Origin of the sequence: Rhizobium sp. BK418 (assembly GCF_004341105.1) — a bacterium.
GTDB lineage: Bacteria > Pseudomonadota > Alphaproteobacteria > Rhizobiales > Rhizobiaceae > Rhizobium.
On sequence record NZ_SLZK01000005.1, the window covers coordinates 435938 to 460676 of the forward strand.

19 protein-coding genes are annotated in these 24739 nt (G+C 59.3%); 10 read left to right on the top strand and 9 right to left on the bottom strand.

Annotated features, from left to right (window positions below):
• Nucleotides 1-140 precede the first annotated feature (140 nt).
• The 10 genes from EV281_RS21925 (at nucleotide 141) to EV281_RS21970 (ending at nucleotide 10162) form a co-directional block, all read left to right on the top strand.
• Nucleotides 141-1094: a glutathione S-transferase family protein gene (locus EV281_RS21925; protein WP_132656182.1), complete on the top strand. Its 954-nt coding sequence runs from the start codon at nucleotides 141-143 to the stop codon at nucleotides 1092-1094.
• Nucleotides 1095-1275: 181 nt separating this feature from the next.
• On the top strand, nucleotides 1276-2118 hold the full coding sequence (locus EV281_RS21930) for a fumarylacetoacetate hydrolase family protein (protein ID WP_132656184.1): 843 nt from the start codon (nucleotides 1276-1278) through the stop codon (nucleotides 2116-2118).
• A gap of 207 nt (nucleotides 2119-2325) precedes the next feature.
• On the top strand, nucleotides 2326-3600 hold the full coding sequence (phaZ, locus tag EV281_RS21935) for a polyhydroxyalkanoate depolymerase (RefSeq protein WP_132656311.1): 1275 nt from the start codon (nucleotides 2326-2328) through the stop codon (nucleotides 3598-3600).
• 144 nt (nucleotides 3601-3744) lie between these two features.
• The gene (locus tag EV281_RS21940) at nucleotides 3745-4179 is read left to right on the top strand and encodes a DUF2852 domain-containing protein (protein WP_132656186.1); all 435 of its coding nucleotides are present in this window, start codon (nucleotides 3745-3747) and stop codon (nucleotides 4177-4179) included.
• Nucleotides 4180-4267: 88 nt separating this feature from the next.
• The gene (locus EV281_RS21945) at nucleotides 4268-5026 is read left to right on the top strand and encodes a SprT family zinc-dependent metalloprotease (RefSeq protein WP_132656188.1); all 759 of its coding nucleotides are present in this window, start codon (nucleotides 4268-4270) and stop codon (nucleotides 5024-5026) included.
• A 73-nt stretch (nucleotides 5027-5099) separates the two neighbouring features.
• On the top strand, nucleotides 5100-5768 hold the full coding sequence (locus EV281_RS21950; RefSeq protein ID WP_132656198.1) for a phosphoribosylanthranilate isomerase: 669 nt from the start codon (nucleotides 5100-5102) through the stop codon (nucleotides 5766-5768).
• A gap of 2 nt (nucleotides 5769-5770) precedes the next feature.
• Nucleotides 5771-6991 carry a tryptophan synthase subunit beta gene (trpB, locus tag EV281_RS21955; RefSeq protein WP_132656200.1) on the top strand — a complete coding sequence of 407 codons (1221 nt, stop codon included), beginning with the start codon at nucleotides 5771-5773 and terminating at the stop codon, nucleotides 6989-6991.
• 6 nt (nucleotides 6992-6997) lie between these two features.
• A complete protein-coding gene (gene trpA / locus EV281_RS21960; protein WP_132656202.1) occupies nucleotides 6998-7837 on the top strand; it encodes a tryptophan synthase subunit alpha in 840 nt (279 codons plus the stop codon).
• A gap of 38 nt (nucleotides 7838-7875) precedes the next feature.
• Nucleotides 7876-8778 carry an acetyl-CoA carboxylase, carboxyltransferase subunit beta gene (gene accD / locus EV281_RS21965; RefSeq protein WP_132656204.1) on the top strand — a complete coding sequence of 301 codons (903 nt, stop codon included), beginning with the start codon at nucleotides 7876-7878 and terminating at the stop codon, nucleotides 8776-8778.
• A 31-nt stretch (nucleotides 8779-8809) separates the two neighbouring features.
• Nucleotides 8810-10162: a folylpolyglutamate synthase/dihydrofolate synthase family protein gene (locus EV281_RS21970; RefSeq protein ID WP_184327748.1), complete on the top strand. Its 1353-nt coding sequence runs from the start codon at nucleotides 8810-8812 to the stop codon at nucleotides 10160-10162.
• Between the two features lie 45 nt (nucleotides 10163-10207).
• Here EV281_RS21970 and trxA read toward each other — a convergent pair whose 3' ends face one another.
• The 9 genes from trxA to EV281_RS22015 form a co-directional block, all read right to left on the bottom strand.
• Nucleotides 10208-10528: a thioredoxin gene (gene trxA, locus EV281_RS21975; RefSeq protein WP_132656208.1), complete on the bottom strand. Its 321-nt coding sequence runs from the start codon at nucleotides 10526-10528 to the stop codon at nucleotides 10208-10210.
• A gap of 75 nt (nucleotides 10529-10603) precedes the next feature.
• Nucleotides 10604-14149, bottom strand: coding sequence for a double-strand break repair helicase AddA (gene addA / locus EV281_RS21980; protein ID WP_132656210.1), 3546 nt, complete (start codon nucleotides 14147-14149; stop codon nucleotides 10604-10606).
• Entirely contained in the window at nucleotides 14142-17327 is a 3186-nt protein-coding gene (gene addB / locus EV281_RS21985) for a double-strand break repair protein AddB (protein WP_132656212.1), read from the bottom strand. Before addB ends, addA begins: the two co-directional genes overlap by 8 nt.
• Nucleotides 17328-17330: 3 nt before the next feature.
• Complete coding sequence (locus tag EV281_RS21990; protein WP_132656214.1) at nucleotides 17331-18062, bottom strand: nucleotidyltransferase family protein; 732 nt, start codon at nucleotides 18060-18062, stop codon at nucleotides 17331-17333.
• Nucleotides 18063-18074: 12 nt separating this feature from the next.
• Complete coding sequence (gene tsaE, locus EV281_RS21995) at nucleotides 18075-19586, bottom strand: tRNA (adenosine(37)-N6)-threonylcarbamoyltransferase complex ATPase subunit type 1 TsaE (RefSeq protein ID WP_132656216.1); 1512 nt, start codon at nucleotides 19584-19586, stop codon at nucleotides 18075-18077.
• Complete coding sequence (locus EV281_RS22000; protein ID WP_132656218.1) at nucleotides 19583-22168, bottom strand: PAS domain-containing sensor histidine kinase; 2586 nt, start codon at nucleotides 22166-22168, stop codon at nucleotides 19583-19585. The genes tsaE and EV281_RS22000 overlap by 4 nt, the downstream gene beginning before the upstream one ends.
• 202 nt (nucleotides 22169-22370) lie before the next feature.
• Nucleotides 22371-23771 carry an adenosylhomocysteinase gene (gene ahcY / locus EV281_RS22005; RefSeq protein ID WP_132656220.1) on the bottom strand — a complete coding sequence of 467 codons (1401 nt, stop codon included), beginning with the start codon at nucleotides 23769-23771 and terminating at the stop codon, nucleotides 22371-22373.
• Nucleotides 23772-23939: 168 nt separating this feature from the next.
• A complete protein-coding gene (locus tag EV281_RS22010; protein ID WP_132656222.1) occupies nucleotides 23940-24215 on the bottom strand; it encodes an HPr family phosphocarrier protein in 276 nt (91 codons plus the stop codon).
• Nucleotides 24216-24224: 9 nt separating this feature from the next.
• Nucleotides 24225-24626: a PTS sugar transporter subunit IIA gene (locus tag EV281_RS22015; protein ID WP_007813746.1), complete on the bottom strand. Its 402-nt coding sequence runs from the start codon at nucleotides 24624-24626 to the stop codon at nucleotides 24225-24227.
• Nucleotides 24627-24739 lie beyond the last annotated feature (113 nt).

Here is a 24739-nt window from a genome sequence, read left to right on the forward strand (position 1 = left end):
TAGTGATATTTCCGCACCCGCTTGCTTGGCAAGCGCAGTTTGATTGCAGCCGGTGCACGATCTGTTTCCAGAAACTGGCCTTACGCGCGCGAAGAACTCCCGGTAAAGCGGCGTAAATACGATCGATCAGGAGAAGCGGCATGCTGGTGAGTGGCAAATGGACCGAGGATTGGCAGCCGGTCCAGGCAAAGGATGAGAAGGGTGGCTTCGTCCGTCAGATATCGAGCTTCCGCAACTGGGTGACGCCTGACGGCAGTGCAGGCCCGACAGGTGAGGGCGGTTTTGCCGCGGAAGCCGGCCGCTACCATCTCTACGTCGCCTATATTTGCCCCTGGGCTTCGCGCACACTGATCGGCCGCAAGCTCAAAGGGCTGGAAGATATCATCTCGGTTTCGATTGTCGAACCGGCGCTCACCAAGCAGGGCTGGCGTTTTGGCGATTATCCCGGCGCGACTGCAGATGAGGAGAACGGCGCCACCTACATGCACGAGATCTACACGAAGGCGGATGCCGATTTCACCGGACGAGCGACGGTCCCAGCTCTATGGGACAAGAAACGCGCGACAATCGTCAACAACGAATCGTCCGATATTCTGCGCATGCTGAACAGCGGTTTTGGCGATCTCGCCCGCGGCAACATCGATCTTTATCCGGCCGCTCGGCGCAATGCGATTGATGTCTTCAACGAGCGCATCTATCCGTCACTGAACAATGGCGTTTACCGCACCGGCTTTGCGACGACGCAGATTGCCTATGAGGAGGCCTTTGCCGAGGTCTTCGGCTGCCTGGACTGGATCGAACCGCAGCTCGAAGACCGCAAGTTCCTCTTCGCTGACCACCCGACGGAGGCCGATATCCGCCTGTTCGTTACGCTCGTGCGTTTCGATGTCGCCTATCACGGGCTTTTCAAGTGCAACCTGCGGCGTCTGTCCGATTACCCCAACCTCAAGGCCTTCTGCCGGCGGATGCTGGATTGGCCCGGCATTGCCGAGACCGTGAATTTCGATCACATCAAGCGCGGTTATTATTCGATCGAGAGCCTCAACCCCACGCGCATTGTCCCGGTTGGACCGCAACTCGCTGAAATTTTTTAAAGCAGCTCCGGCAAAGGTGCGCAGCGGTTTTGCGCGAATATAAAGCGCTGGAGCATTTTTGCGTTTTGAAGAAAAACAGAAATTCTCTGAGCAGGCGTACCGCTTCCTCGGAAAGGCATAATGACACCGATGAATAATTCGTTCATAGGTGGCGCACTCGCTTTCCATGAGGAGGATATTCATGAAGCTGATGCGCGTTGGAGAAGCGGGCAGCGAAAAGCCGGCCCTGCTCGATGCCGATGGCAAGATCCGTGACCTTTCTGCCCATGTCGCCGATATCGGCGGCGAGGCAATCACGCCGGCAGGCCTTGCAAAAATCGCAGCCCTCGATCCGAAGAGCCTGCCCGAACTAGCCGCCGGCCGTATCGGCGCCTGCGTTGCCGGCACCGGCAAATTCATCTGCATCGGTTTGAACTATTCTGACCACGCAGCAGAAACCGGCGCCACCGTGCCGCCAGAGCCCGTCATCTTCATGAAGGCGACATCGGCGATTGTTGGTCCGAACGACAACGTCCAGATCCCGCGTGGTTCGGAGAAGACCGACTGGGAAGTCGAACTCGGTGTCGTCATCGGCAAGACCGCGAAATATGTTAGCGAAGCCGAAGCGCTGGATTATGTCGCCGGCTACTGCGTCTCCAACGACGTTTCCGAACGCGCCTTCCAGACCGAGCGTTCCGGCCAGTGGACCAAGGGCAAGTCCTGCGACACCTTCGGCCCGATCGGTCCGTGGCTCGTGACCAAGGACGAAGTTGTCAATCCGCAGAACCTTGGCATGTGGCTCAAGGTCAACGGCCAGACGATGCAGGACGGTTCCACCAAGACCATGGTCTACGGCGTCGCCTTCATCGTTTCTTATCTCAGTCAATTCATGTCCCTGCAGCCTGGCGATGTCATCTCGACCGGCACGCCTCCTGGCGTTGGGATGGGCATGAAGCCGCCGCGTTATCTGAAGGACGGCGACGTCGTCGAACTCGGCATCGAAGGGCTCGGCACTCAGAAGCAGCTCTTTGTAGCGGACCGTTAACGGCTTCTCCTACTGAAAAGCTTGAGCTTTATCCAACAAGGTAATGCCGGAGATCAATTTTCCGGCATTTTTCTTTCAGACTGTAATGTTATGTTGCTGTGCAACAAAAACCTGCTAGCCTACGTTGATGTGCCAGCGTTAACGGAAAGAGTCCGGCGCCCTTCAATTGGCGTCGTCTTTGCGGGATAGAGAAAGGTGGCGCCCTTCATGTTCTACCAGCTTTATGAATTGAACCATGCAGCGCTGGCTCCCTTCCGCGCTGCAGCAGATATTATGCGTTTTGCCTATGCCAATCCGCTGAACCCCTTTTCGCAAACCCCGATGGGGCGCACCATTTCGGCCGGTCTCGAAATGTTCGAGCGCACCACGCGCCGTTATGGCAAGCCGGAATTCGGGCTCGACGAAACCCTCGTCGACGGCAGGAAGGTCGTTGTGCGCGAGGAAGTGGTTTGGGCGCGTTCCTTCTGCAATCTCCTGCACTTTTCCCGCGATGTCCCAGCCGGTCACAGTGGTGATCCGCGCATTCTCATAGTAGCACCCATGTCCGGCCACTACGCGACCTTGCTGCGCGGCACCGTCGAGGCACTGCTGCCGAGCGCTGACATTTACATCACCGACTGGTTGGACGCGCGCATGGTGCCGATGACCGAAGGCACCTTCGACCTCTCGGATTACATCGATTACGTCGTCGAGATGCTGCATTTCCTCGGCCATGACACGCATGTTATCGCCGTCTGTCAGCCCTCCGTGCCGGTGTTGGCCGCTGCCGCCATCATGGAAGAGGCCAAGGATCCGCTTGCGCCGTCGTCCATGACCCTGATGGGCGGTCCGATCGACACCCGCATCAATCCGACGGCAGTCAACAAGCTTGCCAAGGAGCGGCCGCTCGAGTGGTTTGCCGATAATGTCATCATGAATGTCCCCTGGCCGCAGCCGGGTTTCATGCGGCCTGTCTATCCAGGCTTCCTGCAGCTTTCCGGCTTCATGTCGATGAACCTTGACCGGCACCTGATCGCCCACAAGGAATTCTTCATGCATCTCGTGAAGAACGATGGCGAGCCCGAAAAGCACCGTGATTTTTACGACGAATATCTCGCCGTCATGGACCTGACTGCGGAATTTTATCTGCAGACCGTTGAACAGGTCTTCATGAAGCATGCGCTGCCGAAGGGTGAACTTATGCATCGCGGCAAGCGCGTCGACCCTTCGGCGATCCACAACGTCGCCTTGCTGACGGTCGAGGGCGAGAACGACGATATCTCGGGCGTCGGTCAGACACAGGCTGCACAGACCATCTGCGTAAATATCCCTAACGAGATGCGCATGCATTACCTGCAGCCGGATGTCGGCCACTACGGCGTCTTCAACGGTTCCCGCTTCCGCCGCGAGATTGCGCCTCGTATCGTCTCCTTCACGCGACAGCATTCCCGCGCGAAGAAGCCGCCGGTCCAGCGTGTCATCAAGGGCGGCAAATCAGCCTGAATTAGGAAACGCTGATTTAATGCTGCCAACTCAAGACCTTGTCCGATTTAACCTGAAATCGTCTTGAAGGCCGGTTCACCGGTAACCATCTGCTTTTTCAGCACTCGGCATCGTGTCGGGTGCTGAACGCGAGGATACCGCACGATGAACCAGTCAGCATTGCTTCGCCCGGATTGGACTCCGGCTACCGTTGCCCTGATGATCCTCGGCTTCATGGTTTTCTGGCCTCTGGGGCTGGCCATGCTTGCCTATATCATCTTCGGCGAGCGGCTGCGTGGCTTCAAGCGTGACGTCAACCAGGCGACGGATGGCTTCTTTGCAGGCTGCCGCCGTTCGCATGGCCGTCACCGCCCGCATTTCTCGACGGGCAACGTCGCCTTCGACGATTGGCGCAAGGCCGAGCTCGATCGCATCGAGGAGGAACGCCGCAAGCTCGATGAAATGCGTCAGGAATTCGATGCCTACCTGCGCGAGCTTCGCCGCGCCAAGGATCAGGAAGAATTCGACCGCTTCATGCGCGAGCGCAAGAACGGCAGACGCGACGACAATGGTCCGGTCGCCGAATACCAGACGCCGTAAGGCAAACACAGAAAGTCTACGGCCGGCATCGCTTCCGATGCCGGTTTTTCTTTGCCCGGATTTCCTCCGAATCGTATAGAAAACTCCTATGTTTCCGCTCCCGAAGATCCGTCGTACGACGAAAAAACCGGCTCCGCCCGAAAAGCGGACGCTGGATGTCGCCGGCCGTCTGATGCCCCTCACGATCAAGCAGCATGACCGGGCAACCCGGATCACACTGCGTATCGAGCCAGGCGGCCGGGCGTTGAAGATGACGGTGCCGAAGGGGCTTGCCGCTCGAGAAGTCAATGCTTTCCTGGACAGGCACCAAGGCTGGCTGCTGACCAAACTTGCGAAATTTTCCACCGATACGGGTCTGTACGATGGCGGCGACATTCTCTTTCGGGGCGTCAAACATCGTATTCAGCACACCGGTAGTCTACGTGGGCTGACCGAGGCCGTCATGATGGACGGTAAAGCAGTACTTCGCGTCAGCGGCATGCCGGAACATATCGGCAGGCGCATCGCCGCCTTCCTAAAAAAAGAAGCGCGCGCCGATCTCGAGAAATTGTCACGCTTGCATGCCGGTTCCATCAAGGCGCCGATACGCTCGATTTCGATGAAGGATACCCGCAGCCGCTGGGGCTCCTGCTCCTCGGAAGGAAACCTGAGTTTCTCGTGGCGCATCGTTATGGCGCCGCCTTCCGTGATCGATTATCTCGCTGCCCATGAGGTCGCGCATCTCAAGGAAATGAACCACGGCCCGCACTTCTGGGCGCTCTGCAAGAAACTTTGCCCGCATATGGAAGAGGCGAAGTCCTGGCTGAAGCGTCATGGCAGCCAATTGCACGCCATAGACTTCGATTAAGTGGACCCGCTAAATGCGGCCGGCATTTGCAAATTGGCTCGACTCTTCGCGCATTTCATGTCACTCCGCTGCCATGAGACCAGATATCAAGATCTGCGGTTTGAAGACGCCTGAGGCCATCGAACGCGCACTGAAGCGCGGCGCGACGCATCTCGGCTTCAATTTTTTCGAAAAGAGCCCGCGCTACGTCGAGCCCGATATTGCCGGCAAACTTGCCGAGCCGGCGCGCGGCAAGGCTAAGATAGTCGCTGTCGTGGTCGATCCGACCAATGATGATCTCGACGAAATCGTTGCGCTTTTGCGTCCCGATATGCTGCAGCTTCACGGCAGCGAGAGTCCCGAGCGCGTGCTGTCCATTAAGGCAGTCTACGGCATCCCCGTTATCAAGGCATTGGCGGTTCGTAGCGCCGACGACCTGAAGCGTGTCGAGGCCTATATAGGCATCGCAGATCGTTTCCTTTTCGATGCCAAGCCGCCGAAAGGGTCCGAACTGCCGGGCGGTAACGGCGTTTCCTTTGATTGGAGCCTGCTCACCTGGCTTGACGGAAGCGTTGACTACATGCTTTCCGGCGGGCTCAACAAGACAAATGTCGGCCAGGCGCTGGCAATCTCCAAGGCGCCGGGTGTCGATACCGCCTCCGGTGTCGAAAGTGCGCCGGGCGTGAAGAGCCCAGAGATGATCGATGAGTTTTTCGATGCGGTTGAACAGGCATGCATGCCTGAAACGACCTCAGGGAGTTGAAAGTGAACGAGACGCCTAAACCGAATTCCTTCCGCGCCGGCCCGGACGAAGACGGCCGCTTCGGCATTTACGGGGGCCGCTTCGTGGCCGAAACCCTGATGCCCTTGATCCTCGATCTGCAGGAAGAGTGGAACAAAGCGAAAGACGATCCGGAATTCCAGGCGGAACTGAAGCATCTCGGCACCCACTATATCGGCCGCCCGAGCCCGCTTTATTATGCTGAGCGCCTGACCCAGCATCTCGGTGGTGCCAAGATCTACTTCAAGCGTGAAGAGCTGAACCATACCGGTTCGCACAAGATCAACAATTGCATCGGTCAGATCCTGCTCGCCAAGCGCATGGGCAAGACGCGTATCATCGCCGAGACCGGTGCCGGACAGCATGGCGTGGCTTCCGCCACCGTCGCCGCCCGCTTCGGCCTACCCTGTGTCGTCTACATGGGCGCCACCGACGTCGAGCGTCAGGCACCGAATGTGTTCCGCATGAAGCTGCTTGGTGCCGAGGTAAAGCCGGTGACTGCCGGCAGCGGCACGCTGAAGGACGCTATGAACGAGGCTCTGCGAGATTGGGTCACCAACGTCGACAGTACCTACTATCTGATCGGCACCGCTGCCGGCCCGCACCCCTATCCGGAAATGGTGCGCGATTTCCAGGCCGTTATCGGCATGGAGGCCAAGCAGCAGATGCTCGAGGCCGAAGGCCGCCTGCCAGATCTCGTTATTGCTGCAGTTGGCGGTGGTTCGAATGCGATCGGCATCTTCCATCCCTTCCTCGATGACAAGGACGTCAAGATCGTCGGCGTTGAGGCCGGCGGCAAGGGCTTGCAGGGCGATGAGCACTGCGCTTCGATCACCGCTGGCTCGCCCGGTGTTCTGCACGGCAACCGCACCTATCTGTTGCAGGACAATGACGGGCAGATCAAGGAAGGCCATTCGATCTCGGCTGGCCTCGATTATCCCGGCATCGGCCCGGAACATTCATGGCTGAACGATATCGGTCGTGCCGAATATGTACCGATCATGGATCATGAAGCGCTCGAAGCCTTCCAAACGCTGACGCGCCTCGAAGGTATCATCCCGGCGCTCGAGCCTTCGCACGCGCTTGCCGAAGTCATCAAGCGCGCGCCCAAGATGGGCAAGGACGAGATCATCTTGATGAACCTCTCCGGCCGCGGCGACAAGGACATCTTCACCGTCGGCAAGATCCTGGGAATGGGTGAGTAAAGAAACATGACCGCACGTATGGATAAACGCTTCGCCGATCTGAAGGCGGAAGGTCGCCCGGCACTCGTAACCTATTTCATGGGCGGCGATCCCGATTACGAGACCTCGCTCGGCATCATGAAGGCGCTGCCGGAGGCTGGCTCCGATATTATCGAACTCGGAATGCCCTTTTCCGACCCCATGGCTGACGGCCCGGCAATCCAGCTCGCCGGCCAGCGCGCGCTGAAGGGCGGCCAGACGCTGAAGAAGACGCTGCAGCTTGCCGCCGACTTCCGCAAGACCAACTACACGACGCCGATCGTCATGATGGGCTACTACAATCCTATCTACATCTACGGCGTCGAGAAGTTTCTCGATGATGCGCTGATTTCCGGCATCGATGGGTTGATCGTCGTCGACCTTCCGCCGGAAATGGATGACGAACTCTGCATTCCTGCGTTGAAGAAGGGCATCAATTTCATTCGCCTTGCAACGCCGACGACGGATGAAAAGCGCCTGCCGACGGTTCTGAAGAATACGTCCGGCTTTGTTTATTACGTCTCGATGACCGGCATTACCGGTTCCGCCCTGCCTGACACATCGCTGGTCGCGGGCGCCGTCAAGCGCATCAAGGAGCATACCGACTTGCCGGTTTGTGTCGGCTTCGGCGTCAAGACGGCAGAGCATGCGAAAGTCATCGGGGCCTCAGCCGACGGTGTGGTTGTCGGTACCGCGATCGTCAATCAGGTAGCCAATACCCTCACAGCGGATGGAAAGGCGACGGCTGATACGGTTCAGGCCGTGGCGACGCTGGTTCGCGGTCTTTCCACAGGAACGCGTTCGGCGCGCCTTGTTGCTGCCGAATAGTTTCCCCACATTGGCACGAGTCAATAGGAGTATTCGAGTTGAACTGGATCACTAACTACGTTCGCCCGCGGATTAATTCCATGCTGGGTCGTCGCGAAGTGCCGGAGAACCTCTGGATCAAGTGCCCGGAAACGGGCGAGATGGTCTTCCACAAGGACCTGGAAAGCAACAAGTGGGTCATTCCCGCCTCCGGCTATCACATGAAGATGCCGGCAAAGGCGCGTCTTGCCGACCTGTTCGACAATGGCGAATACGAGGCCTTGCCGCAGCCGAAAGTCGCTCAAGATCCGCTGAAGTTCCGTGATTCCAAGAAATATATCGACCGTCTGCGCGACAGCCGCCTCAAGACCGAGCAGGAGGATACGATTCTCGCTGGTCTTGGCAACGTACAGGGTCTGAAGCTCGTCGCGGTCGTGCATGAATTCAACTTCATTGGCGGCTCGCTCGGCATGGCCGCCGGCGAAGCGATCATCAAAGCCTTCGAACGCGCGATCGCCGAAAAGTGCCCGCTCGTCATGTTCCCGGCTTCGGGCGGCGCGCGCATGCAGGAAGGCATCATGTCGCTGATGCAGCTTCCGCGCACGACGGTTGCCGTCGACATGCTGAAGGAAGCCGGCCAACCCTATATCGTGGTTCTGACCAACCCGACCACGGGTGGCGTGACCGCATCCTACGCCATGCTTGGTGATATTCATTTGGCCGAACCGGGCGCCGAAATCGGTTTTGCCGGCAAGCGCGTCATCGAACAGACGCTGCGTGAAAAGCTCCCCGAGGGCTTCCAGACCTCGGAATATCTGCTGGAACACGGTGTGGTCGACATGGTCGTCAAGCGTCACGACATTCCCGAGACGCTGGCGCGTCTCCTGAAGATCCTGACCAAGAAGCCGGTTTCGGCTGCAAATGATGCCAATGGGGTGATTGCTCTGGCGGCGAGCGCCTGAGCAGCAGACCTCACAAGATAGGGCGAGGCCGATTACAGACAGAGGCCAGATCGCGGCGAGTGAGGCAGCACAGGAGATCGAAAAGCTCATGGGGCTGTATCCCAAGGGCTACGATCTTTCGTTGGACCGCATCAGGCGCCTGATGGAGGCACTCGGCAATCCCGAGCGCCTCCTTCCTCCCGTAATTCACATCGCTGGCACCAACGGCAAGGGTTCGACATCGGCCTTTTGCCGCGCACTGCTGGAGGCTGGCGGCTACAGTGTTCATGTCCATACGTCCCCGCATCTCGTAAACTGGCACGAGCGCTACCGTCTGGGTGTCGCTGGCGGGCGTGGCCAACTGGTTGACGACGGCGTCTTTGCCGAAGCTTTAAGACGAGTGGTAAAGGCCAATGGTGGTGAGAAGATCACCGTCTTCGAAATCCTGACGGCCGTGACGTTCATTCTGTTTTCCGAACATCCCGCCGATGTGGCGATCATCGAAGTCGGTCTCGGCGGTCGTTTCGATGCGACGAACGTCATCGAGGATCCTGCTGTTTCGGTCATCCTGCCGATTTCACTGGATCATCAGCCCCATCTCGGTGATCGCGTGGAGCTGATTGCTGCGGAAAAGGCCGGCATTATGAAGCGCGGCCATTCCGTCGTCATCGGGCATCAGGAGTATGATGCGGCGCTCGACGTACTGATGTCGACCGCCGAGCGGCTGAACTGCCCGAGCGCTGCCTTCGGCCAGGATTTCATGGCGCATGAAGAATACGGCCGGCTGATCTATCAGGATGAATTCGGTCTCGCGGATCTGCCGTTGCCGCGCCTCCCCGGCCGTCATCAATATGCCAACGCTGCTGCCGCCATCCGTGCCGTCAAGGCTGCTGGCTTCACCGTCACCGAGCCGATGATGGAAAAAGCGATGGGGACGGTGGAATGGCCAGGCCGTCTGCAGAAGCTGACGAAGGGCAGGCTGTTGAGCCATGCACCCGCAAAATCAGAAATCTGGGTCGATGGCGGCCACAATCCAGGGGCCGGTGAAGTGATCGCCGAAGCCATGGCGAATTTCGAAGAGCGTCAACCCCGCCCGCTGTTCCTGATCTCGGGCATGATCAACACCAAGGATCCGGTCGGCTATTTCAAGGCTTTCGCCGGATTGGTGGAAAAGGTCTATTCCGTGCCGATTCGCGGCAGCGAAGCGGCAATCGATCCGGTCATTCTTGCCAACACCGCTTACGATGCCGGCCTCGTAGCAGAACCCATGTCATCCGTGACCGACGCTCTGGATGCAATCGCCTCGGCCGTTGACCCGGCGGCCCCACCGCCCCGCATTCTGATCGGTGGCTCGCTGTATCTCGTCGGCGATGTGCTGGCGGAAAACGGGACACCCCCCAAATGAAAAGCCCGGCATTTGCCGGGCTTTCGCATCCAACTGTCGAGATGTTTAGGCTGCGCTGGAAATCCAGCTGGAAAGCGCCGTCTTCGGCTTTGCGCCGATGGAGATGTCGGCAACTTCGCCGCCCTTGAAGATTGCGAGCGTCGGAATGGAGCGAACGCCGAACTGGGCCGCCAGTTCCGGGTTTTCATCGATGTTGAGCTTGGCAACCTTGACTTTGCCGGCCATTTCCGTGGCGATTTCCTCGAGGCTCGGAGCAATCATTTTGCACGGACCGCACCATTCGGCCCAGAAATCGACGACGACGGGTTCTGCGGATTCCAGAACCTCCGACCGGAAATTGTTGATATCGACCTTAACGGTAGCCATAGGCTGCTCCTTTACCGGGATTTGCTGTTGGACAAGATGTGAGGGTGCGGTGCCGGAATTTCAATGTCCGATATTTCACTTTGTGTTGAGTCCCGCAAGTGCAGATGCCAGGGCCTGCTCACTGAGCGTATGGATGGTGGCATTTTCCGTATAAACCAGCATGCAATCAATCCGTTTGGCCGGATAAAGCGGCTTCAGGATTTCCCGATAGATCGCAAGCTGCGCCTTGTGGGCAAAGGGGATCTTCTCTTCGGACACAGGCGGTACGCGGTTCGTCTTATAGTCCATGATAACGACGCTGTCGGTCAACACGGCAAGCCGGTCGATCCGGCCGGAAACTGCATATTTACGGCCTTCCAGCGTCAAGGTTCCCATGATCGAAATCTCGGCCTGCGCATGGATACTGAAGACAGTCTGGAGCCTTTCGTCCCGCAAAAGCTTCACAACCGAATCGATCAAAGCCTGTCGCTCAGCGGCTGGCCAGAACCGTGCGGCGCGTTCGGCATAACGCTTCGCCGCCTCGGCCCGCTCCTCCGCTGGCATGTCCGGCAGGGCCTGCAGCATCCTGTGAAGGAAACGGCCCTTTTCCAGAGAGCGATCGCTGCCTGCCTGGTCGCCGAAGAGCGGCGAGACGACCAGCAGATCGTCAGCCTCATCATCGATGATCGTGCCGGCGCCGGAAGGACTGAGCGGCCGCGGCAATTGTTTCTGTGGTGGCAGTGGCTGGAACAGAACCGGCGGGACCGTTTCGACGGTTGCCTGTTCCTGGCTGCGATCCATCCGCTCGAAGCTGCGCTCAACCTGTGGCACGCGCCAGCGGACGCCTTCCCATTCTCCATCAGGACCTGAGAAGCTCGCTTTCTGGACGTGCGGATGGTCCCCGCTGAGCGCGGTGGAAATCATCATGTGCCAGGTATCGTTGTTCAGCCGCACGCCGCGATAACCGCAGACGATCAGCCGGTCGGCGGCGCGCGTCATCGCGACATAGAGCAGGCGCCGATATTCCTCTTCAGCAAGAAGCTGGATACGGGCCGCATCGCTCAGCGTAAGCGAGTTGCCGAGATCGCTGACCGGTATCCAGACCGGTATCGGCGGTTCGTCCGGTCCGGCATCGATAAGCCTGAGCTTTGGTAGATGCGTGTGAGTAAAGGCCTTGGAGCCGCCGTCAACGAGGAAGACGATCGGCGCTTCGAGACCCTTAGAGGCGTGCACCGTCATGATGCGCACCTCGTTTCTTCCTTTGTCCTGCTCGCGCTTCACTTCCGGAGCTTCGAGTTCCAGCGTCGATATGAAGGACTGCAGGCCGGGAAGCGCTGACGTCTCGTAATCGAGCGCAAAGGTCAGGAATTCGTCGAGGATATCGCTGACTTCGGTGCCGAGCCGCGCCAGGAATTGCCGCCGCCCGCCATGGCTGCCGAGAACGCGTGCATAGAAGTCATGCACCGAAAGGCTTCGGGACTGGGCGAGAAAAAGCTCCATCCGCGTGACGGCTGATTGGAACCGTTCATTACCGTCGGCGGCATATTTGCGGAGATGCTGCCAGACACTTTCATTGTCGCCGCGCAATGCGGCAACTCCAAAAATATCTTCTTCCGCGAGATCGAAGAGCGGGCTCTTGAGGACGGCGGCAAGCGAGAGATCATCTTCCGGTAGGAGCAGAAAACGGCCGAGCGCCATTAAGTCCTGTACCGCGATATGGCTGGTAAGCACCAATCTGTCGGCGCCGGCCACCGGAATGTCGCCGCGCCGTTTCAGCTCGCGCGTCAGCGCATTGACGAATGCATCGCGTTTGCGCACCAGCACGAGGATATCGCCGGCCTCGATGAAGCGCTCCTTGCCCTTCTCGATAATCGTTTCGCGGCCAACGAGGTTGCCAATCGTATGGGCGATGCGCCGTGCCAGGATAGCGGCCGGGGCGCTTTCGGGCGTGGCGTCAAACGGAGCGGTCCAGTCCTCGTCCTTAATGACGACATCGGGCACGACCATGTCCCAGAGATCGACGGCGCCCGGGTGGCCGATACGGCTCGAACGATGGACGACCGGTTCCATGCCGAGACCCCGGGCGTTATCCGGCGGGGTGAAGATATGATCGACGGCGTGGAGAACGTCGGATGTTGAGCGGAAGGAGAGCGGCAGGCGGACAGTCGAGAAGTCACGGCCGCTGTTCTGTACCCGGCGCTGCGTTCGCTCCTTCTCCTCGGAAAACCGTTCAGGCCGTGCTCCCTGGAAGGAATAGATCGACTGCTTTTCGTCGCCGACAGCAAACAACGTGCGAACCACGGGCCGTGCACTGTCGCCGGAGAAGAAATCCTCCGCCAGAGACTGGATGACGCTCCACTGGATGGGGCTGGTATCCTGGGCCTCGTCGACAAGAATATGGTCGATGCCTTGGTCTAACTTGTAGTGAATCCACGGGCCGACGCCGCTCTTGGTGAGCAGGTCGGCGGTGCGGGTGATCAGGTCTTCGAAGTCGAGATGGCTGCGTTGCTTCTTCAATTCCTCGTAATCACGGTTCAAGCGATCCGCGAGTACGAGAGCGGCGTGGGTTGCCGTGTACATCCGCATCATCTTCAGCTTATCGCGGCAGTTGACGATATGCGCGCGTGCGGAGGCGATCATGTCGGCAAGCTGCGGCGCTTCAGCGAGCATTGCCTTGACGAAGAATTGCCCGTCCGTCTTCGGTTCGCCCTTCGCGGTCAGGAAAACCTTCTCCAGAATTTGCGAGCGGGCAGTGGCGTCGCTTTCTCGCGCCGCCCGCCTCAGCCCTTCAGCAACGTCCTGCGCCTTCGCTCCGCCCTTTCCCGTGGCGAGCGACAGGTAGAGTTCCAGCGCCGCGCCGGTGAGGCTGGGCAGAGGCCAATATTGCTCGGTTAATCCCTCTTCCGTATCATCAGGCGCTATTCTGAGCTTCCGCCGCAGCCATTGGTCGACGTTGCCATGCTGCTCGGCTGCGAGCGTGAAGCGGCGGATCGCATTGCGGTTGGCAACGATCTCGGCGAGCAGGTTTTCGAGCCCCGATTCATCGCCGAGATTGAGCACATAAGCGAAGGCATCAGCAAGATCGCGATCCTTCTCCGGTGCCGTTGCCGTCAGCAGGGAGCGGCGTGCATCGGCGAGCAGCGTCGCGGCCGCTCGATCGTCGAGAACCGAGAAATGGCCGGCGACATTTGCTTCCAGCGGAAACTGGTGCAGCAGAGCTTCGCAGAAGGCGTGAATCGTCTGGATTTTCAGTCCGCCCGGTGTTTCCAGCGCCTTGGCAAATAGGCGTCGTGCTTCCGCAAGCTTTAAGGAATCCGGCTCATGACCTTCAATCTGGGTAATGCGCTCGGCAAGTTCCTCGTCCGGAAGAACCGCCCATTCAGCCAGCCGCTCGAAAACGCGATTCGACATCTCGGAAGCGGCAGCCTTGGTATAAGTGAGGCAAAGGATCGCGGAAGGCCGCGCCCCAGCGAGCAACAGCCGGATGACTCGCTGCGTCAGGACATGCGTCTTGCCTGAGCCAGCATTGGCCGAAACCCAGGCGGAACGTGCGGGGTCGGAGGCAATCGCCTGCTGGATCGTTGTCCAGCTGATCCAGGTGCCGGGATCATCGGCTCCCGGGAGCGCGGTCGGATCAATCATCGCCGCCTCCTTCCGGGTCAGCTGTCGCCCATTCCGCAACGCGGGCGAGATGGTCGTAGTCACCACCAAAATCGAATTGTTGGGCGGGAATTAGCCGTGAGGTAAAGCCCTTTTCGCCCGACTGCAGCAGGGTAACGAATTTCACCAGTTGATCGATCGATTCCTCGGCGAGTTGGATGGCTGACTTTGCCTTGTCGCTATTCGCTTCCTCATTGTTGACCTTGTCGACCAGAAAACGTGTGCCCGGCCGCAGGCGAACATAAAGAAGATCATTGGGAACAAGGCTGCCTGCATCGCGGAAGGCACCGGCCTGAAGTGCCGCCGCCTCAAGGGCAAGTTGCGGGTCGAGCAACGCGCGGGCCTGTGTCGGTGAGGGGTTATAGCCGGTCTTGTAATCAATGATATCGGCGCTATCAGGTCCTTTGATATCGATGCGGTCGGCCACCCCTGTGAGCCGGATATCAATCCCATCAAGCTCAACTCCGCCTCTTACTTCCGTCAGCCGCTTCTGGACATCGGGCTGACGCCCGGCTTCCCACTTGAGGAAGGCACGTGCGACTTCGCGGAAGCGTGGCCGCCAGACGGCGTCGATATGCGGCGGCAGCTTTTCCATGTCGAAGAGCTCGGTCAGAATGACTTCCATCGCCTCTGCCGCTTGCGTCGTTCCGGCGATATGACCCTCGCGGACAAAGCGGTCGATGATCTTATGGTAGAGTATGCCGCGTTCTGCCGGGCCAGGATCGCGATTGAAGGCGTCGACAGGGTCAAGCCGCAGCACACGCCGCGCATAGATCGCATAGGGGTCGCGGCGCAGCCGGCCGACTTCACTGAAGGAATAGGATTTCGGCTGCAACTCTAGCGGCGGTCTGGGCGAGGGCCTTTGCGCCGGTTTCTGGCTATCGCCATGATCGATCTGGCCCGCCCAATGGACGAAACGTGCGCCACGCTCGCGCAATTGCGCTTCGAAACGCTCCCCGCCGAGAGCAAGGAGCCGCTGCAGCCATCGAGAGGCGACGGTCGGTGTCGAGCCTTGACGTAACGCACGTGAATAGATGAGGTGGCGCGTGCCGTTCGCCATCTCGAAATCATGCGCCAGCTGGCCAATACGCCGCTCCGGCGGCTCCAGCCCGATCTCCGTTTTCATCATGCGGGAGATGAAGGGGTTGTTGGCGGTCTGCCCCGGCCATGACCCCTCGTTGAGGCTGCCGAGGATCAGCGTGTCGACATTCTGCAGGCGGGCTTCCAGAGTACCGAAGATAAAGAGACGCGGGTGGCTGAGTGCGCCGGGTTTGACGGCATGTCCGGCCGATAGCGCCTGCATGATATCGATCCATTGCGGCCCATCCGCTTCCATCTGGCCGTCGGTATCGATAATTTCGGCGAGCAGGCCTGCCAGGGCATCGCCCGCCTCGCTGGACCAGAGGCTCGCCAGATTGCCTTGTTCATCGGCGGCGACACTTTCCAGCGCGCGCCCCGTTCGTTCGGCCCATTGTGAGAGCGTGATGCCTTTCGTCTGGCCATCGTAACCGTCTCGCCGCGCCAGCGCCGATGCGACTGGCTCCAGGGCGTGTTGGACCTGCCGGGCAAGTTGTCGAGCCATATCGATTGCCGCTGAGGGAAGCGATTTGCGCCAGACCGGCGCATGCCTGTCGAGCGCTTGTTCCGCAAGCTGGTGGTCGAGCAACGGTTCGAGCGATCCGATATTCACTTCCGCCACACCGCCGCGCAGCGCCAGAACCTCCAGCGCCTCCACGGCGGCGGTCAGAAAGTCTCGCTCCAGCCTGAAGCGGGCAAGTGGATGTTTGAGCAGCGAAACGATGGCAACGGGATCGCCGGGGCGTAGCGTCGCCTCCAGCAGTAATTGCAGCAACGTGCCCTGCGGCGTTGCCGAAAGTGGCGTACCAGCCGAGTCGTCGGCCAGAATGCCGAAACGAGAGAGCTCCGCCATAACCCGGCGCGCAAGATTGCGATCTGGCGTGATGAGCGCAGCCCGGCTTTCGCCCTCCTGGCCCGGCCGCTCGAGCGCAAGCCGCAGGGCAACGGCAATCGCTGTCGCTTCCTCGCGTTCATTGGCCGCTTCGATCATTGAAACATCCGCGAATGCGCTGGTGACCGCTCCCTCGGGCAGATCCCTTTTCCAAGCGCCCCATCCGCTCGTTGCTTCCGACGGCGTGAGCGCGCGGGAGAGCACCTCGGCACGGAACCGGAGGTCAGAATCCGGCTCTTCGATCGGCTGCACATCCTCGCGGGTGAGTTTCAGGCGCTTCAGCAGCACAGCAAGTCCATATTGGGGATGTGTGCGGCTTGCCGGGTTCGCTCGCTGGCCCGGCAGAAGATCGGGGGCGACCAGGCGCCAATGTTCCTCCGGCATGGAAAGATCAAGGCCAGGCAACACGATCACGCCCTCGCGCAGATCTGCCACGGCACGGATAAGGTCGGCAGTGGCAGGAAGGGAGCCGGTCGAACCGGCAATGATGATCGGTCCCGCAGGCTTCACGGTTGAGAGCCGGCCGGCTTCGGCACGCAGGATGGCATTACGATGGCGCGCCGGCGAGGAACGACCGAGCTCGACAAGGCGATCAGGCCAGAAGGCGCTGGCGATCTGAAGAAATTCGGCCGTCAGCTGCCACCAGGCTGCATAATCGCCGGTATCGAGCTTTGCGAGCTCGTTCCATGCAAGGTCCTCGGTTTCGATGGAATCGATCAGTTCCGCCAGATTGCGGGCAAGCCAGATGGCATCGGCCGGGCTCGCGGGGGCGACGAGCGGTGACTCCGAATGGATATGCCGAACGATCTCAGGCAGCTTGTTGCGCCAGGCGAGGATCAGCCGCGCCAGTTCCAGAAGCCGTGCGGTATTGGAAAGCGGCTGGGCAAGATCGATCGTTGCGGGCAGCGCCTCGTCGAAATAGCCGCTATCGTCATCCGTCTCGCCAAGCGGGCGAATGATCGGCAGGATTGCCGATCGGCCCCCGAGCAGATCGACGAATTCCGAGCGCAGGACACGCACTGCGCGTCGCGTCGGCAAATAGATTGTCACCTTGGCAAGTGACAACGGATCGGAAGGGTCATGCCGGAAGAGCGGCGTGAGGCGACCATCGCAAAGCGATGCCGCCAGCGTTCTCAGGAAAGGAACGCCAGACGGGATCGTGAGAATGCGTGGCTGGTGCCTTCCCGCCATCCGTTATGCAAACGTCCGGAACCGCCGGATCGTTTCCTCCGCTTCGTCAATCGCCTCGGGTGTGCCAACAGTCAGCCAATGGCCGTCCATCAACATGCCGAAGAGCCTGCCGCGGGCGATCGCCTTGTCGAAATAGATGTTGAGGTTGAAGGCATCTTCGGGCGCATCGTCAAGCAGCGCAGGGCTCATGACGATCGCACCGGCATAGACGACCGGATTGGAAGGATCGTCGCGGTAGCGGGTCAGCCGGCCGTCGGCGCCAAGGCTGAAGTCATTCTTGCCATTATGCCCTGTCGTGTTTTCGATGCGCACGCAGAGCAGCGCCATATCCATTTGCTCGACATCGAAGAATCCGGCTAAGCGCCTTAAGTTGCTTGGCTGCCCTCCGGGCTCGCCGATCCAGAACAGGTCGGCATTCATAACGAAGACCAAATCGCGATCGAGCAGCTTGAGCCCTTTTTTAAGGCCGCCGCCGGAGTTCATCAGCGCATCGCGCTCGTCGGAAATAAGGATATCGAGCCCACGATAGTTTCTCAGATGGTCTTCCATCTGATCGGCGAAATGATGGACATTGACAGCAGCGCGCTCGACGCCGGCTTCGACCAATGAATCCAGCGTATAGTCGATCATCGGCTTTGCACCGATCTTCACCAGAGGCTTCGGAATCGTGTCGGTAATCGGGCGCATCCGGATTCCGAGCCCCGCGGCCAGTACCATGGCTTGTCTGATAGTCATGCTGATTCGATCTTATGATTCGACGGGTACTATTCCAGCCCTTGCGCACCATTCACGCAAGGGGGCAAGCGCCTCGTGTTGCAGCGCCACCTTCAGGTAAGACAGCGTGCGTGGCATATGTTGCAGATAGCCGGGTTTGCCGTCTCGCTGCAAGAGCCGCACCCAGAGACCCGCAAGTTTGCAGTTGCGTTGTGCCGACATAATGGCCCATGCCTTCATGAATCCGACCTCGTCGAAAACACCTTGGCTCTGCCGGAGCGAAAGATAGTCGTCCATCAGCTGACGGAAGAGATCCGGTTCGATCGTCACGCGCGCGTCTTGGACGATGGAAGCGAGGTCATAGGCGGTCGGTCCGATCATCGCATCCTGGAAGTCGATAATGCCGATCTTGCGAATGCCGTTTTCATGTCCTCGCCAGATGATGTTAGGCGAATGGAAATCGCGCAGCAGCAGGTTCGTTTCAGCTGATTGCAGCGCATCGATCAAGCGATCCCAGATCGCAAGATATTCCTCGCGCTCGGCATCTGTGGGTGGGCTGCCGCGCTTCCAGGCAATATGCCAGTCTAGAACCAGGCGCACCTCCATCTTCATCGCCGTGCGATCGAAGTCCGGAATATGATGCGTGTGCGTGGCTGTAACCGGGATATCATGCGGGATTTGCATCGAATGAAGATGGGCAAGGCAGGCGACGCTTTGCCGATAACGCTCGGCGATTGGCCTCCCGTCGTCATCGAGCACACCGTCGGTGCCGAGATCCTCGATCAGCAGAATGCCCTGCTCGTAATCGACCTTGTAAATCTCCGGTGTTGCAAAACCCCGTGCGCGCAGTGCGTCAGCGATTGCCACGAAAGGATAAGCATTTTCTGCAAGGTGCGCGACTTTGGGGTAGGGCTTGCCGTCCAGAACGGGCGGACCGTCGGGCAACGGCGGCCAGTCCATCAGGATCTTGCGATCGCCCGTCTTCGGATAGATCGATTCATACGCGCGAAGCGATGCGTCGCCGATAAGAAACCGTCGCTTCGCGTCACCGTAGCCGGCATCGGCAAGGAAGTTACGTATCGCCAGCACACGACGGATACGAGCTGCAGTCTTTTCGGGTGCCGTGAGCGTGGCGCGACGGCCGGCGCCTTCATGTTCTAGTCGCAGCGAGACGCACGTTTCAGGCAGTTCACCTTCTGCCATTTCGGGCCACTCGACGAGGCAGATGCCGTTTTCGAGCGCTTCTTCAAAGCCGAGCTCCGTCAGCTCCGAGGGATCGCCGAGCCTGTAGAGGTCGAAATGTGAGACCGGAATGCGCAGCTCGTAGGATTGCACCAGCGTGAAAGTCGGGCTTGGAATCTCCAGCCCATCATCGTCGGCCATGGTGCGCAGAAAGGCACGCGCAAGCGAGGACTTTCCCGCCCCGAGATCACCTGAAAGCGCCAGGCAATCGCGGGCCTTCAGCGCAAGCGCGAGTTCGTTGCCGAGGCGGTTGGTTGCCGCCTCGTTTTCCAGGAAAAGCGAGATGACGTCGCCTTGCGTCATTCGGCGGCGACGGAATGCGGCAGGTTGATGGAAGGGATGCGGCAGGTGACTGTCGTTCCCTTACCTGGCTCGCTGTCGATGCTGACCTCGCCATTATGCAGGCTGACGAAGCTGTCGACGATCGAAAGGCCAAGGCCCGCTCCGCCGCGTTTTCCGCTCTTGGCGCCGGTCGCGAAGCGATCGAAGACCGTAGCGACCATCTCCGGAGAAATGCCGGGGCCACGATCCCGGACGGAGAAGACGAAATCCGTACCTTCCCGGCGGCATTCCAGCGAAATGGATGCGCCTTCAGGTGAGAAATTGGCAGCATTGGTGAGAAGCTTCAGCAGGATCTGCTTCAGCCGTTGCGGATCGGCAACGATCGAGCCGAGATAGGCGGGTGCCGTGATCTCAAGCGAGACGCCGCTTTCCTGCAGCCGGTCGGCGATCTGCATGGAAACGTCGTCGAGGAGATCGGCGAGATCGATTTCCGCGTAGTTAAGCCGCATGATGCCGGCATCGACGGTCGCGAGATCGAGAATATCGTTCACAAGGGTCAGCAGCACCGAAGACGAGGTCGCGATATGGTCGATATATTCGGCCTGCCGTTCGTTCAGCGGGCCGACGCCCGGCGTGCGCAGAAGATCGGTAAAGCCGATGATGTTCGTCAACGGTGAGCGCAATTCGTAGGAGACGTGCTGCACGAAGTCGTTCTTCAGCTCGTCTGCCTTTCGCAGAGCCTCGTTCTTTTCTGTCAGCGCCCTCTCGGCACGAACGCTGTCGGTCATGTTGACGAAGGTCAGCATCGTCTGAGCATTCGGGAGCGGGGTGACGGCAAAATCGAGGACGAGGCCAGACAGCAGTTCGAGCGTTCCCTGGCTGGAACGGCGTTCGTCGTCGAAGCTGGTGATCAGCTCGGCAAAGGTCTTCCAACCGTCCGGCTGGTCATAGGACGGCGCGCAGGCTTCGCCGATGGCGCGGATATGCGTGCCGGGTTTAGCTTCCGATTCGGTAACGCCCCACAGCGCCCGGAAAGCCGGGTTGGAGAGACGGATGCGGCCATCGGGGCCAAAAACGGCAACACCTTCCGACAGATGGTCAATCGTTTCGCCCTGGACTTTCACCAGCGTATTGTAGCGCGTTTCGAGATCGACCTGTTCGGTCAGGTTCTCGAAAACCCAGGTCGCACCGCCCTGCGGATGCGCGGTGGCAAAGACGCGGAGCGTCTGCCCGTTCGGCAGGTGCCAGAGATCGGATTGCGTATCGAGCGAACGATAGACGGAAAGCGCCGTTTCCTTCCACGATTTCCAATTCAGCTGGTCGGGCAGTTTCTTGGCCGCGCGCAGGCGTTCGAGAAGTTCGCTATTGTCGGGCTTGCTTTCGAGGAAAGCGATATCGAACTCCCAAAGCGAAACGAAGGCCTGATTGTAGAACTGCAATCGGCGATCGCCGTCGAAGATGGCGACGGGCGTTGCCAGATGGTCGAGCGTCTCGGCATGGCTTTTCAGCGTCCGCTCCAGCTCGGCCCGAACAGCCTCGACATCGGAGACGTCGACAGCAATACCCGCTGAACCGCTGGGAACCTTGACATCGACCACGTCGAAGAATGTCCGGTTGCCGCGTACGACCGTCGAAATCGTATCATGGAAGGGCGATTCCGGCGTTGCGGTAGCGCGGATGCGCTCACGGGCAACCGTCGTCAGGATTTCACGGCCTTCGGTGACGGCTTGATGAGGCGATTGCGCTTCGACGGCATCGCCATAGGCATGGTTTACCCAGGTCAGCCGTCCGGCAGTATCGCGCTGCCAGGCCGGCATGTCGATGGCGTCGAGCATGGTTTGGAAGGCGGAAATCGAGCTCATCAGTCGATCGCGCTCGATCTTCAGTTCTGCCAGTTCCGCCCGCAGATTGTTGAGTGCAACAAAACGGACAAAAGCACGGCCGCCGGAAACCCGACCCTGCGCCTCGAGCACCTCGTCACGGATGGTCTCGACCACCATGTCGAAGCTTTCCGCCTGCTCGCGAAGACGACCGATTGCCCGCTCCAGCTCGGAAGCCGATCGCGCCTTCAGCCAGAGACCGAAGGCAAGGAATTCATTGTCCTGCGGCGCGCCGGTTTCTGGCGGAAGCTGGCCGAGCAGTTCCGGACGGGCGACGCCGTCCCAGATGACGATGCGCCGATTCTTGTCGGCAATGAGCGCCTGATATTGCGAAATGCGCTGCTGAGCATCCGAAAGCGCAGAGCGGATTTCTCGGCTTTCATTTTCGAGATTGCCGCGCTGACGCACCAGCCACAGCGTCGAAAGCAGCGCAGCCGAAATCACGCCGATGACGACGGAAAGACCAACGACCTGCGAGGAGGTAAACAGATGCGCCGATGCGCCGACATTGGTCGCCGGCTGGGTCAGAGCCGGCCATGCCGGAGTGGCAACAGCGGTGCCGGCAGCGCATAGCTTTGCAATACGTGCCAAAGACCATTGTTTTTGCCTTGCGGTCACAGGGGCCGCGGCAATCTTATATTTTTGGCCTGCCTGAAGCGGGCGGTCAGCGGCGTGAGCGCTATCCTCCGCCTGGCCGGGCAGGCTGTGTTTCATTTCCGACATCCGCGGTATGTCTCCGTCCTTCAATGTGCCGCATTACGACAAGACATCCCATTTTCGTGGAAAACGGAGAGCTCCGACGCCACGAATCAAGTCTCAAAACAATACTTCGTTAGGGAATCGTCGGAAAGAGATCGTCCAAAAAATAAGCTCCGGCATTTGTCAATGCCGGAGCTACCACATCTTGTGGATATTGAAGGTGAAATCAGTATCTGTAGTGGTCGGACTTGAACGGACCCTGCGGCTTCACGCCGATATAGGCAGCCTGCTCTTCGCTAAGCTGGGTAAGCTTCACGCCGAGCTTGTCGAGGTGAAGGCGCGCAACCTTCTCGTCCAGATGCTTCGGCAGGATGTAGACCTTGTTCTCGTACTGACCGGGCTTGGTGAAGAGCTCGATCTGGGCCAGCGTCTGGTTGGTGAACGAGGCCGACATGACGAAGGATGGGTGGCCTGTTGCATTACCGAGGTTGAGGAGGCGGCCTTCGGAGAGAAGGATAATGCGGTTGCCCTTCGGGAACTCGATCAGGTCGACCTGCGGTTTGACGTTGGTCCACTTGAGGTTACGCAGCGCCGCGACTTCGATTTCGTTGTCGAAGTGGCCGATATTGCCGACGATCGCCATGTCCTTCATCTGACGCATGTGATCGATCCGGATGACGTCCTTGTTGCCGGTCGTGGTGATGAAGATATCGGCGGAGGAAACGACATCCTCGAGCAGAACGACTTCATAGCCGTCCATGGCGGCCTGCAGGGCGCAGATCGGATCGGCTTCCGTGACCTTGACGCGGGCGCCGGCGCCGGAGAGCGATGCGGCAGAACCTTTGCCGACGTCGCCGTAACCGCAGACGACGGCGACCTTGCCGGCCATCATCACGTCGGTGCCGCGGCGGATGCCGTCGACCAGCGATTCCTTGCAGCCATACTTGTTATCGAACTTCGACTTGGTGACGGAATCGTTGACGTTGATTGCCGGGAAGGGCAGCAGGCCCTTCTGGCTGAGCTGATAGAGGCGATTGACGCCCGTGGTGGTTTCTTCGGTGACGCCCTTGATGGCATCGCGCTGCTTGGTAAACCAGCCAGGCGTTGCTGTCAGCCGCTTCTTGATCTGGGCGAAGAGAATTTCTTCTTCTTCGGAATGGGGGTTCGAGAGAACGTCCTCACCGGCTTCGGCGCGGGCGCCAAGCAGGATGTACATGGTGGCGTCGCCGCCATCGTCGAGGATCATATTGGATAGGCCGCCATCAGCCCACTGGAATATCTTGTCGGTGTAGTTCCAGTAGTCGACGAGGGATTCACCCTTGATGGCAAATACCGGGATACCGGCGGCGGCGATTGCCGCTGCGGCATGGTCCTGGGTCGAGAAAATGTTGCAGGAAGCCCAGCGAACTTCGGCGCCGAGGGCGACCAATGTCTCGATGAGAACGGCGGTCTGGATCGTCATATGCAGCGAGCCGGTGATGCGCGCGCCCTTCAGCGGTTGGGATTCACCGAATTCAGCACGGGAGGCCATGAGGCCCGGCATTTCGGTTTCGGCGATGGTGATTTCCTTGCGGCCGAAATCTGCAAGGCCGATATCGGCGACGACATAGTCTTTTTCAGTGCTCATAGGGTTCTCCAGGCTGAAAACGTCTCAAAAACATCGCAAGGACGCGACGTGACCGCGCGACGGATCAACGCGTGCGGAATGCACAGCATGTTCGCCGTTTAGCAGGCTTCAACCGGAATGGCAACGGAGATATAAAGAAGTCTTTATATCTTTATATGGCTCTGAAGATCAGATTTCTTCGCCGAACTTGTTTTGGATGAGCTGGTCAAGCGCATCCAGTGCTTCGGCGGCCTGGTTGCCGGTGGCAGAGACGACGACGCTGGAGCCGGGGCTCGCCGCGAGCATCATCAGGCCCATGATGGAGGTGCCGCCAACCGTCATACCATCCTTGGAAACGGTGATCGTCGCGTCGAAGGCGTCGACGGTCTGAACGAATTTCGCGGAGGCACGCGCGTGCAGACCGCGCTTGTTGATGATGAGCAATTCCCGGGAGAGCGACGTCATGAAGGCTTTCTATTTTCCGCTCAGCACCCGGCTCGCGACATTGATGTATTTGCGCCCTGCCTCGGAAGCCTCGGCGAGCGCCTTTTCCATATTGTTTTCGCCGCGCACGCCGGCAAGCTTGATCAGCATCGGCAGGTTGACGCCGGCGATAACTTCGGTGTGGCCGCTGCTCATGACAGAGATTGCGAGATTGGAAGGTGTGCCGCCGAACATGTCGGTGAGAATGACGACGCCGTGGCCATCGTCTGCGCCGGAAACAGCTTCGAGAATGTCCTGTCGTCTTTGGTCCATATCGTCTTCCGGTCCAATGCAGACCGTTTCGATGAATTTCTGAGGACCGACGACGTGCTCTACGGCATGACGAAACTCTTCAGCCAGCTTGCCATGAGTGACAAGCACAAGTCCGATCATGATATTACTGCTCCCAATGGCATACGCAAACGGTGGCCCCAATATCGCAACGCAGCAATTACGTCCACCGGTGGGGGCACATCTTGGCGATCAAAAGCCGAAGTGCAAGATAA